This window comes from Loktanella agnita, from assembly GCF_046640325.1.
GTDB lineage: Bacteria > Pseudomonadota > Alphaproteobacteria > Rhodobacterales > Rhodobacteraceae > Yoonia > Yoonia agnita.
Map to the genome: position 1 here is coordinate 20,334 of NZ_JBJMBF010000021.1, position 14,112 is coordinate 34,445.

The 14,112-nt window shown below is 58.9% G+C and carries 11 protein-coding genes; 4 read left to right on the top strand and 7 right to left on the bottom strand.

What is annotated here, in order from left to right:
- The first annotated feature begins 109 nt into the window (after positions 1-109).
- Entirely contained in the window at positions 110-2,857 is a 2,748-nt protein-coding gene (locus ACJ5NV_RS18225) for a hypothetical protein (RefSeq protein WP_411646036.1), read from the top strand.
- A 9-nt stretch (positions 2,858-2,866) separates the two neighbouring features.
- Here ACJ5NV_RS18225 and ACJ5NV_RS18230 read toward each other — a convergent pair whose 3' ends face one another.
- The 4 genes from ACJ5NV_RS18230 to ACJ5NV_RS18245 all read right to left on the bottom strand — a co-directional run bounded on the left by ACJ5NV_RS18230 (position 2,867) and on the right by ACJ5NV_RS18245 (position 7,726).
- The gene (locus tag ACJ5NV_RS18230; RefSeq protein ID WP_411646038.1) at positions 2,867-4,480 is read right to left on the bottom strand and encodes a tetratricopeptide repeat-containing sulfotransferase family protein; all 1,614 of its coding nucleotides are present in this window, start codon (positions 4,478-4,480) and stop codon (positions 2,867-2,869) included.
- A 33-nt stretch (positions 4,481-4,513) separates the two neighbouring features.
- Positions 4,514-5,158, bottom strand: a complete 645-nt coding sequence (locus tag ACJ5NV_RS18235; protein WP_411646039.1) for an outer membrane protein — start codon at positions 5,156-5,158, stop codon at positions 4,514-4,516.
- 214 nt (positions 5,159-5,372) lie between these two features.
- Positions 5,373-6,200 carry an outer membrane protein gene (locus ACJ5NV_RS18240; protein WP_411646041.1) on the bottom strand — a complete coding sequence of 276 codons (828 nt, stop codon included), beginning with the start codon at positions 6,198-6,200 and terminating at the stop codon, positions 5,373-5,375.
- Between the two features lie 344 nt (positions 6,201-6,544).
- A complete protein-coding gene (locus ACJ5NV_RS18245; RefSeq protein ID WP_411646043.1) occupies positions 6,545-7,726 on the bottom strand; it encodes an MFS transporter in 1,182 nt (393 codons plus the stop codon).
- Between the two features lie 154 nt (positions 7,727-7,880).
- On the opposite strand from ACJ5NV_RS18245, the gene ACJ5NV_RS18250 reads away from it, so the two are divergent.
- Positions 7,881-9,761 carry a cation:proton antiporter domain-containing protein gene (locus tag ACJ5NV_RS18250; RefSeq protein WP_411646044.1) on the top strand — a complete coding sequence of 627 codons (1,881 nt, stop codon included), beginning with the start codon at positions 7,881-7,883 and terminating at the stop codon, positions 9,759-9,761.
- A gap of 89 nt (positions 9,762-9,850) precedes the next feature.
- Here ACJ5NV_RS18250 and cobT read toward each other — a convergent pair whose 3' ends face one another.
- Positions 9,851-10,861, bottom strand: a complete 1,011-nt coding sequence (gene cobT / locus ACJ5NV_RS18255) for a nicotinate-nucleotide--dimethylbenzimidazole phosphoribosyltransferase (RefSeq protein WP_411646046.1) — start codon at positions 10,859-10,861, stop codon at positions 9,851-9,853.
- A gap of 71 nt (positions 10,862-10,932) precedes the next feature.
- Here cobT and cobS point away from each other — a divergent pair, with 71 nt between their 5' ends.
- Complete coding sequence (cobS, locus tag ACJ5NV_RS18260) at positions 10,933-11,688, top strand: adenosylcobinamide-GDP ribazoletransferase (protein ID WP_411646048.1); 756 nt, start codon at positions 10,933-10,935, stop codon at positions 11,686-11,688.
- Here cobS and ACJ5NV_RS18265 read toward each other — a convergent pair.
- Together ACJ5NV_RS18265 and ACJ5NV_RS18270 are read right to left on the bottom strand one after the other, a co-directional pair.
- Positions 11,685-12,440 carry an FG-GAP repeat domain-containing protein gene (locus ACJ5NV_RS18265; RefSeq protein WP_411646049.1) on the bottom strand — a complete coding sequence of 252 codons (756 nt, stop codon included), beginning with the start codon at positions 12,438-12,440 and terminating at the stop codon, positions 11,685-11,687. The genes cobS and ACJ5NV_RS18265 overlap by 4 nt on opposite strands.
- On the bottom strand, positions 12,440-12,763 hold the full coding sequence (locus ACJ5NV_RS18270; RefSeq protein WP_411646051.1) for a 2Fe-2S iron-sulfur cluster-binding protein: 324 nt from the start codon (positions 12,761-12,763) through the stop codon (positions 12,440-12,442). Before ACJ5NV_RS18270 ends, ACJ5NV_RS18265 begins: the two co-directional genes overlap by 1 nt.
- Positions 12,764-13,080: 317 nt before the next feature.
- On the opposite strand from ACJ5NV_RS18270, the gene ACJ5NV_RS18275 reads away from it, so the two are divergent.
- Entirely contained in the window at positions 13,081-14,082 is a 1,002-nt protein-coding gene (locus ACJ5NV_RS18275) for a TAXI family TRAP transporter solute-binding subunit (protein WP_411646053.1), read from the top strand.
- Positions 14,083-14,112 lie beyond the last annotated feature (30 nt).

Genomic DNA, 14,112 nt, shown 5'->3' on the forward strand with positions numbered 1-14,112 from the left:
GCAATAACGCACCCGCCCGGCGCTTGGCTTGGGCGGGTTTCTGCTCTAGGGTCCGCATACTCAGGCAAACCGCGTTTTGTCATCAACGCCAATGTGCTAATAACAACCAATGACTATCAATTTCGCGCTCGTTCTATCATTTGAGGGGATTGAACTCCTCCATCGTGTTCAACATGGGTGGAAACCCGTTGGCCGTAAGGCCGATGTTGAGGACCCAAAGCTGGACACTGTGCTGGCCGATCTACAGGCCAAGGCGCTGTCGCTGACGCCGGATGGGTTGCGTAGTAAGATTGTCATCCCGATGGATCAGATCAAATATCTGGCCATCGACAGCACCCGAACGGATATGGATGACATCTATGCCGCCCTGGATGGGGCGACCCCTTACGCGCTGAAAGATCTGGTCATCGACTATGAGAAATCCGGCGGTCGGACCCATGTGGCCGCTGTCGCCCGCGAGACCTTGTTCGAGGCTGAGGCGTTTGCCCGCGCGCATAAGTTCAACCCTGTGTCCTTTGTCGCGATCCCCGAGCCATTTACCTTTCAGAAAGAAGTGTTCTTCGGCCCGACTAATATGATGCAGCAGGTGCTTGGCCCTGACGGTCATGTCGCGCGTGATGCGCTGCCGGTGATGAAAGTGGGCACACGGGTAAAATCCCGGATGCTGATCTTTGATGCATCCGGCGACACGCTGCCCGAAACCGATGAAGATGATCTGGCGGCGCTTTTCGGGGAAAATGTCGCCCCGGAGCCATCCATTCCGGCTGAGGCGCTGCCCCCGGTCCCGGATATTGATCTGGCGGCCTTGCTCGCCCCGCATGTGGATCCGTCTGCACCAGATGCCGAGCCCGAAGTCGAAGCCGCTGCCCAGACTGATGTGACCGATACACCTGCGGCGCTTTGGGTCGATGAGGTTGTGGCTGAATATCAGTCGGAACCGGACGTGCCATCGTCTGCACCCGCGCCGGTGGTGTCGGAACCTGCTGCGTCTGAACCAGTGGTCGCATCCCCCAAGGTGCCAGCGCCGGTCGCACCGATCTTGTTCGACCGGGTGATCCCCGAAACGATTCCGCCTGCGCCTGTGAAGGCACCGCCAAAACCTGTCGCTGCTCCGGTTGTTGAGAAGACGCCGGAACCAGTCACTGCACCGGTTGTTGCGCAAATCCCTGCCCCTATGGCGCCAGTCTTGCTGGACCCTGTTATCGCTGAGTATCACACCGGACAGCCAAAGCAAAAAGTGCTGGCCCCCATTGCGCTAACGGCCCGCCCGCCGCAGCCCCCGGCGGCGATGCCACAGCTGAATGCGACGCATCTGTCCCGGCCCTCTGCCTTGAATATCCCAGAAGCGCCCAGCCGCAACGAGCCGCTTTATATCGGCGGCGCTTTGGCTGCCTGTCTTGCGCTGGCGGGTGTCTTTGCCTGGACGCAGATGTCATCCGGCGATGCACCGGTGGCTGTGGTCGAGGAACCTGCGGCCCCTGTCGTAACCCCCGAAGTGGTCACAGTTGCACGCACGCAACCTGTGTCCGATGTTTCCCCTGATGTCCCCGCGTTGGACCCACAGCCACTGCCACAACCGGTTTTCGAGTTGGGCGCGACGCCGGTACTTGGTAACATCACGCCGGTTATGGCAGCTGCGGCACCGCCCGCGCTTGGCGTTGAGACCCCGGATGTGCTGCCGACCCAAATCGCGGACATTGAAACGGATGCGGGCGATATCATAGCCTTTGATACCCCGCAGCCCAGCCTTGGTGCGCCGGTGTTGCGCGGCCGTGTGCTCAGCCCGGATGAAGCCGACCAAGTTTATAACGCGACAGGCGTCTGGCAGCGAGCCGCACGGCATGCCGCATTGCCGCCGAGTACCACGCTGGATGATCTGATCCGTCCGATCACGCTGGCAGCCCCCCGCTCTATCGCGCAGCCTGAACTGCCCGCGCTGGACGATCTACAGGCCGATCAGAGCTTTCTGTCGCCGTCCGATCCGCCGCCCGCCGAGGTAAGCTTTCCGATTGATGAGAACGGCTTTATCCTTGCAACCCCGGAAGGCACACCCACGCCTGATGGTGCGATCGTCACGGCGGGTCTGCCCGATCTGAATGTCCGATTGCGCCCCGAACTGTCCGAGGATGATCTGGCCCGGATGGAACTGCTGGCCCCTGCGCCAGACGGTGTGGTGATCATTGCAGGCCGTCCAGCGGTGACCCCGCCGCTGCGCCCTGCCGATGCCCGTCTGCCAGAGGCTGAAGACGCCACCGCAGAGAACGCTGAGACCACCATTGCTGACGCGACGGACGTGCAGCCCGAAGCCGCAGATGCGGAAACTGATGTCGCCGCCCTGCGCCCTGAGCCCCGGTCGGATGATGCCATCGCAGCGCCCACCAGTAATCCTGACATCACGTCGATCATCGCCGATATCGCTGCTGAAGAGGATACGCTGCAGATAGACCCCGATGAGGGGACGGTCGCGGCATCCCGTCGTCCGGAAACGCGCCCGCAGAACTTTGCCCGTGTGGTTACTGCTGCGCGTGAACGCGCGGCGGCCCAACAGCAGCAAGCCGCTGCCGCACCGGTGCAAACCGCCGCCCCTGTCGCGCCACAGAACTATGCCCCGGTGCCCGGCGGTGTGGCCCGTGCGGCGACACAGGACGACGTGATCGGGCTGCGCGATATGAACCTGATCGGCGTCTATGGTCGCCCGAATGCCCGCCGTGCGTTGGTGCGCCTGTCCAATGGCCGCTATGTGCGGGTTGAGGTGGGCAGCGCGTTGGATGGCGGACAGGTCACCGCAATTGGTGAGGCCGCGCTGAACTACGTCAAACGCGGGCGCACCATCGCGCTGGAACTGCCATCGGGCTGACGGGCGCGGCTATTCCGCCAAAGAGCCCAGCGCCTGTTTCAGTGGGCCGAGATGTTCTGCGTAGTTCTGCCATTTCTTGACCGATGTTTTGTAAATCGGCTGTCGCACCTGCCAGCGTGATGGTGTTTTCACCATCCGTTCGGTGTTTTGAAATGACAGGCAAGCATCGTCCCATTCTAAACCTGTCCAGGCGATGAGCCGCCGCGAGGCTGCTTCCTGATCGGCGATCATGTCTTCGTACCGGCTGTCAAGGATGCGCCCCGGCAGAACCGTGTGCCAATGCGCCATCAGATCGTCATAGGCGCGGTAATATTGCCCCAACGTGCGCAGGTCAGCGTTATAGCCATGTGTTTCAGAGAAATGCTGGGTGAAGCAGGACACGCAGGTATCCATCGCGTCGCGCTGACAATGGATGATCTGCGCCCTTGGAAACAGGATAGCGATCAGCCCCAGCAGTTCGTAATTATGTGGCATCTTATCGACCACGCGCTGCGCGCTGGCCGAATGCCGTTTGAGCACAGCCAGATAGCGGCTGGCCAGCTTGCGCGCTTGCCCTTCTGTCAGCTTTTCAAGGCTCCGCCCAAAGCGCGTGCGATCAATATCGCCAAAGCCCAGATCACCCGCGAGCATACGGATATTGCTTAGCTCACCCGCCCCTGCGATCTGCGGATGGCTGGCAAGAATTTGTTCTGTCAGCGTGGTGCCCGAACGCGGCATGCCGACGACAAAGATCGGCCGTTCTGACGGGCTGCCAAGATTACTGCGTGCTTCAAGAAACGGTGCTGTGAAAATCTCTTTGCGTTTGGCAAACGCTTCGCGGTGGGTGTCGATTGCGAATTTTTCACCGGTTTCGTCTTTGGCCGTGACGAATTGGGTAAAGGCGGCGTCATAGTTTTTCTGATCGGCTAGCGCCTTGCCTGCCGCATAGCGCAAGCCACGGCGGATTTTGGCGGTCAGCTGATCGCTGTCCAGCAAGCCCGTCATCAGCGCCGGTTCCGGATCGTCTGGTTTAAACTTATGCGCCATGCTGAGCCCGATCATGGCGCGGGAGGTTTCGACGTCCGCACGGATTGCGGCCCGGAAAATATCTGCCGCGTCCTGCATCTGGCCGAGATTGACCAGTACCTCGGCCCGTTCGACGGCCAGCCGCATGTCATCGGGGCGCAGCGTCACGGCTTGGTCAAAGGCCGCGAGTGCCTCTGCATGTTTGCCGAGTGCCGCCTCTGCCTGCCCGAGGGTGACCCAGCTTTTTGCGTGCTCAGGCTGCATCAGGGTGACCTTGCGCAACGTCTCGATGGCAATCTGCGGTTTCTTCTCGGCCAGCTGCGCGCAGCCCATGTTAAACAGGAAAATCGGGTTGCGCGGCATCTGTTTGAGCGCTTTACGAAAATACCCTGAGGCGATCGCTGGCTTCTTTGCTTCAAGGGCAATTGTGCCCATCATGTTGAGCGCATCAGGATATTTCGGATGGTCACGCAGCACGGTTTGATAATGAAACTCGGCCCGTGTAAAATCACCAGCCTGCTGCGCCGCGACGCCCTTTTTCAGGACGGGCACGATTTCGGACGCGGGCAGTTTGCGTCGGGATGTTAGCGAATTTTGCATAGGTGTAAGGGTATGCATTCCCGACTGCAAAGCAATCGGGAATGCACGCAATCAGAATTTCATCACGTAGCCAGCCTGTAGATTATGCGACACTAGGGGCTCGATCTTACTAGCAAAATCCAATTCACCTGTAACCTTGAGGCGGTAGCCCACATCAAGGAACCCGCTTCCCAAAGCAAACTGTGCGCCAGCACCGATCTGCCCGGCCGCGACTGTATCATCGCTATCTTCCGCCTCGACTTGCACGCCACCGATGCCGCCACCGATATAGGGGACGTAAGTTCCGCCGCCCATATTTGGCAAATCATACCAAAGGTTCGCCAGAATATAAGTGGCGGAAGCGTCGCCATCAGTATCACCATAGCTATAACTACCTGAACCACCTGGGTACGAATAGTCGACGCTAGACTCGCCCAGTTCGTAAGTTGCGTATGAAAGCTCTGCCTCTGCACGGAGGTTCGGGCTGATTTCAGTCCCAACCGCAATACCGATCAAAGGGCCGGCTTCAAGCTCGGTAGCAAAGATAACCTCATCATAACCAGCGTAATTGTCGGTGGCGTCGTATTCAGCATCTGACATCATGGAAAAGCCAGCGAAAACGCTGACATACCAGTCGCCGCTCATGCCTTGCGCATTTGCTGCAGAGGCAGCGGTCATTGCCGCCAGAATGGCGGTGGTGCCGATAATAGATTTCATGGGGGGCATTTCCTTCAACAAAGTTACCATTACTTGCGCACAAAAAATCGGGCGTTACCGACGCCAACAACGTTCGGCGCTAACGTCTTGTTAACATTTTTGTGAATTTCATCAATGAAAATCTGGGGTTACCTGCGTAGATGGCCGCGCAGGCGTGGCATCTGTGCACAGTTTATCGCCCCAGCCGCTTGGTGTGACTGGGGCGGCGCTTCGTTTAGAACGTCGTGACGTAGCCGACCTGAAGGTTATGTGACAAGAAGGTTCCGTCTGCATATGGCTCGTCACTGTTAGGATCAGCGATATCGAGTCCGCGCGCACTTTTTAGATGATAGGCCACGTCGATCTTGCCGGTGCCCATCGGGAACTGGATACCCGCCCCGACCTGTGCCGCGGCACCGGTCACGGTGTCATTATAGCCGAATTCAAAGCCCCCGAAGCGTGTGTCAGCTTCAAGCCTGACGGCACCGATCCCGCCACCGATGTAAGGCACCGCGCTGCCAAAGCTTGCAGCCGGGAGATCATACCAGATGTTGGCCATCAGGAACGTGGTAGACGCGTCACCTTCGCTTGAAGCGTAAAACTCTTCGCCGTTGTAAGTAATTCTTCCGCTTTCATAGCTGGCGTAAGACAGCTCAATTTCACCACGCAGATTTGGCGCAACTGTCATCCCCACAGTCAAACCCAAGAGGTAGCTGTCATCAAATTCATTTGCGACATCATCTTCGTCATAAACAGTGTCGATGCTACCGATATTGGAAAAGCCGGCGAACACGCTGACATACCACTGGTCGCCCATTCCTTGCGCCCGCGCAGATTGTGCCGCTGACATGACCGCCAGAATGGCAGATGTTCCGAAAAAAAGAGCTCGCATGCGGTATAGGTCCTTTACCAACGCTACTAATTCTATGCGCGCATATACATGCGCTTTACTGATGCCGACCGTGGTCGCGCGATAAGCTTTTGTTAATGTTTTAATATTTTCGGGCCAACAAATTTTTGCGGATGCCTGTTTCAGCGCCACACAGGAAGGGAAAACCAGCATGTTTCGTCAAGTTTAGCGACCACGGCGCAACTGGAAATGGCCCATCACATTCAGGCAGCACTGACATCATCAGAGAAGGCATTTTATAAATTAAGTTGCTGTTTTATATAGTTTTATACGACCATCGGGATGTGTGCGAGAAAAACCGGTCGTCAGCCGGTGACGCGTCATACAGCCAGCCCCAACCGTTACCTGACGGCATGCGCCAAATTTCGCTGATCGCCCCGTAAATTGTCGGATCAGATGGGTGGCCGTCACCCCCATACCACCCAATTGTCAGCGTTTTACCTGAAGGTAGCCCGAAACTGATGACGGGTGCGGCTGCTTTCGGCCGCATCCCCTGTCTAGCCAGCGTTCCGCATTCGCCATGCGTAGAACGCCACTGCCAGCATCATGCAGCCCCCGGCGACGAACGACATACCCAAGCTGGTCAATGTCGCAATGGCTGCGCCGATGAAAGGGGCGGTCAGGAGGGCGAGCGTATTGGCGGCCTCGCTCAGCGCGGTGATCCGGGCGATCCGGTCTGCTGCGCTGTGATTCTGGATCAGGGTGCGGAACGGCACGACAGAGAGTGCTGACGCCACACCGACGACGGCGCACAGCCCGATATAGGCCGTGATGTGTAGTGGAAAAGACAGGATTTCCGCCAGCCCGAAATACCCGATGATACAGGCGCCGACTGTAAGGCCGGAGGCGATCCAAAGGAACGGTCTCCCTGCATCCTTGCGCAGCGCAAGGTAAAGTGACCCCAGAACGCCCCCTGCCCCAATCGCGGCCAACGCAAAGCCCAGTTGTGTTTGTGTAAAGCCCAGATCACGGGTCAGCGGGGCGATGAGCGTGTCATAGAAAAACATCGCGAAATAGCCTGCCGCCATCATCCACAGCGCCGCCCGCAAGACCGGTGCGCGCTGGATATCGGCGAAGCCTGCCTTGATATTGCCGATCATACTGCTCTGCGCCGCTTCACTGGCAGGGGGCCGCGCGATGTGGTTGATCCGCAATGCCAGCAGCGCGGCAAGGATTGAGACCCCGGCATTCAGCAGGAAAATCATGTGCGGCGCGAGCCAGATCAGCAAACCGCCCCCCAGCGCCGGTGCAGCGACTTTGGAGGTTTGGTTAATGGCGTGGCTGAACCCGTTTGCGCGGGTCCGTTCGTCGGGTGTGGTCAGCGTTTGAATGGCCGCCTGTTTGGCCGGTGTGAAAAACGTGTCCACCGTGCTGCGCAATGCGACAAGCAGAATCAAAACACCCCAATTGGGCGCAAAGAACAGCGTGGCTGTCACCACGCCCCGCCCCAGATTGCTGAGGATCAGAACCCGCCTGATCGGCACTTTGTCGACCAGCACACCGGCCACAGGCCCAACCAGCAGATAAGGCAGCCCGATTGCGACTGCGAGCACGGCGAAAACGAACGGTTCTTCTTGCCAGACGAAAGCGAGCAATGCGCCGATTGCTACGAAATCAAGCCAATCCGCAAAATCGGCAGGCAATTGTGCAATCAGCAATTTGCGGAGATCGGATTTCATGAAATCTAAATTCAAAAGTTACATGACCACGTTATTAGCACGGGTGGCGAGACCGTGTAAGACACAGGCATGCACCGGCGAAAATTGGCGCGATGCGCTATCAGACACGCAATCGCGCGTTGCGTATACGCGGCTGGGCTGAGATATCATCATTATGGAATCCTTTCTGTTTCAGGCGACGATCTATCTGGGGGCTGCGGTCATCGCAGTGCCATTTGCCGCGCGTCTGGGGCTTGGGTCTGTGTTGGGCTATCTATTGGCCGGTATCGTCATTGGGCCGGTGACCGGGCTGGTCGGGTCAGAGACGCAGGATTTGCAGCATTTTGCAGAATTCGGCGTGGTCGTGATGCTGTTTCTGATCGGGCTGGAGTTAGAGCCACGCGCGCTGTGGGACATGCGCGACCGTCTGATCGGCATGGGCGGGCTGCAAATCACCCTGACCATGGGGGCGATCACCGGGGCCACGATCCTGCTGGGGTATAGCTGGACCGTGGCGCTGGCCGTGGGCATGATCTTTGCCCTGTCATCGACGGCAATCGTGCTACAGACATTGGCCGAAAAAGGTTTGATGCAAACAGGCGGTGGCCGGTCGGTTTTTTCCGTGCTGCTGACGCAGGATATCGCGGTGATCCCGATGCTGGCGCTGTTGCCACTGCTGGCCGCCCCCAGCGTGATGGCGACACTTGCGCCGGACGGATCAATACACCGGCTGGTCGAGGACGATCATGGCGCCCATGGCAGCATTAGCCTTGTCGAGGGCTTACCCGGCTGGGGGGTGACGCTGGTAACCCTTGGTGCTGTGGCTGTGGTGATCCTTGCAGGCACTTATCTTGCCCGACCTGTCTTTCGCTATATCCACCACGCGCGGCTGCGCGAGATGTATACAGCACTTGCCCTGTTGATGGTTGTGTCAACGGCCGTGCTGATGAGCCTTGTGGGGCTATCACCAGCATTGGGTACATTTCTGGCGGGTGTGGTGCTTGCCAACTCTGAATTCCGGCACGAGCTGGAAAGCGATCTTGAACCGTTCAAGGGGCTGCTGCTGGGCTTGTTCTTTATCACCGTTGGGGCGGGGATTGATTTCAATCTCTTCTTTGGTGATCCGCTTTACGTGGTCAGTCTTACGATGGGCGTGATGCTGATCAAAGGCGTGATCCTGTTCGGGTTGGCCTTGCTGTTCAAGCTGCGCGGCAAGGATCGCTGGCTGTTCACGCTGGGGCTGGCGCAGGCGGGGGAGTTCGGGTTTGTGCTGACCTCATTCTCGGTCCAGCAAGGGGTGCTGAGCGATGGGCAATCCGGGCTGCTGCTGGCGGTGATTGCTTTGTCCATGCTGCTGACGCCGCTGTTCTTTATTCTGTATGATGTGATGACCCGCAAGATGGTCGAGACCGTCGACGAAAAGCATGATGTGGTGAATGAGCAAGGCACGGTGATTATCGCGGGCATTGGCCGCTTTGGTCAGATCGTGAACCGGCTGGTGCGCAGCGCGGGGTTTTCCACGGTGGTGATCGACAGCGATCTGGCGACGGTTCAGATGATGCGCAAATTCGGCTTTCGCGGCTTTTTCGGTGATCCAACCCGCCCCGATCTGCTGAATGCCGCTGGGTTGGACGAGGCGAAGGTCCTGGTTGTGGCCATTGACGACAAGGCTTCGGCCAACAAGCTGGTCGCCTATGCCCGCAAGACCCATCCTGATTTGCATATTGTCGCCCGTGCCCGCGACCGGGTGCATGTGTATGAACTATATGCCGCTGGGGCGAATGACATCGTGCGTGAGATGTTCGACAGTTCGCTGCGCGCAGGCCGTTACGCGTTGGAAAACCTTGGACTAAGCGAATATGAGGCCGCCGAGGCAGAGCAGACATTCTATCAACATGACCGCAGAGCGTTGCGTGAGTTGGCAGAGCTTTGGAAGCCGGGCGTGCCGATTGCCGATGTGCCGGAATATGTCGCCCGTGCCCGTGCCCTGAACAATGATATGGAAACCGAGCTAGCCACACGGCAGCAGGCGCGCGAGAAGAAGAAGGCCGGGTAATGCGGCGGTGTCCCGGGCTTAATCCGGGACTTCTTGCTGGCGGCGAGGTGGAGGTCCCGGATCAGGTCCGGGACTGCGCTCTGCGCGAATTAGCTGTCACTGACTCCGGCTTCGGCGAAGGTTGACATGCCTGAATGACAGGCGATGGCCCCTTTCATCACGCCGATAGCAAGTGCCGCGCCGGACCCTTCGCCCAGCCGCAGGCCCAGATTGAGCAGTGGTGTTTTGCCTAGCGCATCAAGGAGCCGCTGATGCGCCCCTTCGGCGCTGAGATGTCCGGCGACACTGTGATCGAGCGCACCAGCATGGGTTTTTTCCAGCACGGCAGCAGCTGCGGTGCAGATGAACCCATCCAAGATCACCGGGATGCGGTGATGCCGTGCAGCCGCGATGGCACCGGCCATCGCCGCCAGCTCGCGCCCGCCGAGGCACCGCAGTGCCTCTAGCGGATCGGCACTGTCATGCAATGCCAGCCCCGCGTCCACCACGGCGGCCTTGCGTGACAGACCTGCGTCGTCAACGCCCGTGCCCCGCCCCGCCCAATCGGCCCCGGTGCCGCCGAAAAGTGCCGCTGCCAGTGCCGCAGCGGCGGTGGTGTTGCCGATCCCCATCTCACCCGTCACCAGCAGATCGGCCTGCGGATCGACGGCAGCCCAGCCGGTTTGCAATGCCTCCAGCAGCTCTGCCTCACTCATTGCGGGAGCTTGGGTAAAATCTGCGGTGGGCGTATCGAGTGACAAGGCGTGCACATCCATGCGTGCGCTGAAGGCTTTGGCCAATTGGTTGATCGCCGCCCCGCCATGTTCAAAATTGGCGACCATTTGCGCGGTCACCTCAGCCGGGAAGGCAGAAACGCCCTGAGCGCAGACCCCGTGATTGCCTGCAAAGATGATGACCTGTGGTGCATTGATTTGCGGCTGCGCATCGCCGCGCCAGCCTGCGTACCAGATGGCCAGATTTTCGAGCCGCCCCAGCGCGCCCGGCGGTTTTGTCAGTTGTCCGTTGCGGTCCCGTGCGGCGTTGCTGGCAGCGCTGTCAGCGCCGGGTGCCTCTGTCATCAGCGCGCGGAATGCGGATAGGGTCGTAAACGGTAGTTGCATCAGGTCCTCGTTGCATCGGTCTTTGCTTCTGTCTAACGATCATAGCGGGAATGAACAGGGACGGGGTGGCTATGCGCGACACAGGACTGATCAGCTGGATTGACTTGCCAGCGGCACTGGGGTTGCTGACGCGCCTACCAATCCCCGTCGATGCGGAGGAAGCTGCCGCCCGCGGTGCCCGCGCCGCCTGGGCCTATCCTTTGGTGGGTGCGCTGATCGGGGTATTTGTCGCCGCCTGCATTCCGCTTTTGCTGATGACCGGCCTGCCTGGCGGTATGGTCGGCGCTGTGGTGCTGGCCGTATCGGTCATTATTACCGGCGCGATGCACGAAGACGGGCTTGCCGATAGTGCCGACGGGCTCTGGGGTGGCTGGGATCGCGAACGCCGTCTGGCGATCATGAAGGACAGCCATATCGGTGTTTACGGGGTGATCGCGATTGGGTTTTCCCTGCTGATCCGCTGGCTGGCGCTGGTGGCCTTGGTCGCAACTGGACAATACTGGAGTGTGCTGATCGCCATAGCCACGCTTAGCCGACTGGCCATGGTTGTCGTGATGGGTGTGCTGCCGCAGGCCCGCGCTGGCGGGTTGAGCGCCAAGGTCGGGCAGCCATCGGTGGCCACGATGGTTGTGGCGCTGATTTTGTCCGTTGCTTTGGCCATGGCATGCAATGCAACGGTTTTGATCTTTGCGGCGGCGCTGGCGGCGTTGGCCTGCGGTGTAATCGCCCGGTTCAAGATCGGCGGACAGACCGGGGATATCCTTGGAGCGACCCAACAGGTGACAGAGATAGTGCTGCTGATGGTCGTCGTCGCAAGCCTGAATTAACCGGGGAGCGTTTCGCAACGCAGTGCAGCGGCAAAGGAACCGCGGTCCTGATGCCGCCCGATATCCCGCGTGCTTAGTGTGTCATCTTCCAGCCGTGTTGCCATCACACGGGTCCAGTCGGCATTGGCAGTGATCATCTCGGGCCCTTGCCCACAATCGCGCAGACCGCCGCCGATGTCGCTTTCGCCGATACGGTGATTGGTCAGCCCTGACATCGTCGCAACTTGCGTCAGCCCTTCATCAGCAAAGCGCCAGATGGTGAGGGTCTTTGCCAAGTGTGGCCGGTCAATATAGGCGATTTCGATTGAACCATCCCCATCAAGGTCCGCCGCCCCGATAGGCGCAAGCCAGCGGTTGGTGCGACCGATGAACGGTGTGGCCGCTGTGAATGCTGGTTTTCCGTCTGCCAGACCGATCACCAATAGCCTTGCGCCAAGATCACGGTGGCTTTGCACCACTACGACCTCTGGCGCGCCATCGCCGGTGACATCCCACAAACGTGGTTCCACGTCTTCATAAACCAGTTCGTCGGGGAGTCTGACTTCGTAAGTCAGGCTGCGGTTCCAGTTAAACAATCCGGAAGTGTTGTCGCCGTTTGCGCCAACTTCGATCCGCAGATTACCCCATTCTTCGTTATCGCCAAGAATACCGTGCGGATAGCGTGTTGTCGGCTCGTCAAAACGCGCCGACAGGATCGTGTCTGACCAAAGCGGCGTGGCCAGAACGGCCATGATCGCCGCCAGTCGCAGCATCAGATCTGTTTTTCGGGCATCTGCACCCGCAGCCCGTCGAGCGCGTCGGACACTTTCAACTGGCATGTTAGTCGCGATTTGACCGGGTCAGGTTCATAGGCGAAGTCAAGCATGTCTTCTTCCATAGCGTCTTTGGCGGGCAATTTTTCCACCCAGCTATCATCCACATAGACGTGGCAGGTGGAACAGGCGCAGGCCCCGCCGCAGTCGGCCTCTATCCCCGGAATACCGTTGTCGCGTGCGCCTTCCATGACGGTCAGCCCATTGGCCACGTCCACGACATGTTCTTTGCCGCCATGTTCAACATAGGTGATCTTTGCCATTGCGTCCGGTCCTCGTTCATAAAATCGGTTCCGATTGTTCCTAAAACAGCTTGCCCGCGCGGACCAGAGAAAATGAGACGCAAATCACGCTACGTGAGTCGCGCTGCCGCATTTGATGATCGTAGGGTCGCAATAGAGTGTGTGAAAATCCACACTACTTGAACGGTCTTATCGGGAACTATCCAGACAAATGCCTTATTTCTGTAAAGTTTGATATAAACTTTCGAAGCGGCTTGTTCTTGTATCCGCATCGCTGTTTGTTTGCGTCGTCCGCCCCGTAAGGAGCGACAATTACATAATTCTGGGAGAGAAGTTCCATGACATTCTTCAAGGCCGCCGTCGCGGCGGGTTTTGTTGTAGCGGCCCCTGCCGCCCATGCTGAAGAAGCAAGCTATATTCTGACAACGGCTTCAACCGGTGGCACCTATTACCCGGTCGGCGTGGCACTTTCGACGCTGATCAAAGTAAAGCTGGAGCCCGGCGAGAAAATCGGGATGTCGGCAATCAGCTCTGCCGGGTCTGGTGAAAATGTGCGCCTGCTGCGCGAGAACGAAGCGCAATTCGGCATTTTGCAGGGCCTGTACGGATATTACGCCGCCACGGGCACTGGCCCGCTGGAAGAGGCTGGCCCACAGGAAGATCTGCGCGCGGTCACGATGCTGTGGCAGAACGTAGAGCAGTTCGTTGTTGCCTCTGACGCAGCCTCGACCGGCACAATGGCCGATATGGTTGCGCTAAAAGGCGAAGCCATGGCGCTTGGCTCGCAGAATTCGGGCACAATCGGTTCCAATGCGGCCCTGATGGCCGGTCTGGGGATCGACATCAACACCGACTACGAACTGGTCTATGGTGGTTACGGCCCATCGGCCGAGGCGCTGCAAAACGGTCAGGTCAAGGGCATCAACACCCCGGCCGGTGTCCCCACGGGTGCGATCAGCCAGTTGATGGCTGCCGCGGGCGACACTGTGACCATGCTGGATTTCACGGATGAAGAGATCGTTGCTGCCGATAATGGCCGCGACCTGTGGACCCGTTACGTGATCCCGGCGGGCACCTATCCCGGTCAGGATGAGGACGTGAACACAATCGCGCAGCCGAACTTTCTGGCCACCCGCGCGGATCTGCCGGATGAGAATGTCTATCTGATCACCAAGGCGATCTATGAAAACCTGCCCTTCCTTCAAGCCATTCACCCGGCCACCAAGGTGATGGCGATTGAGCAAGCTATTGCAGGTCTGCCTCTGCCGCTGCACCCCGGTGCTGTACAGTATTACCAAGAGGTCGGTATCGAAATCCCTGACCGCCTGATCGCGGACTGATGCGGAAATCGGCCCGCGCCCCACGGCGCG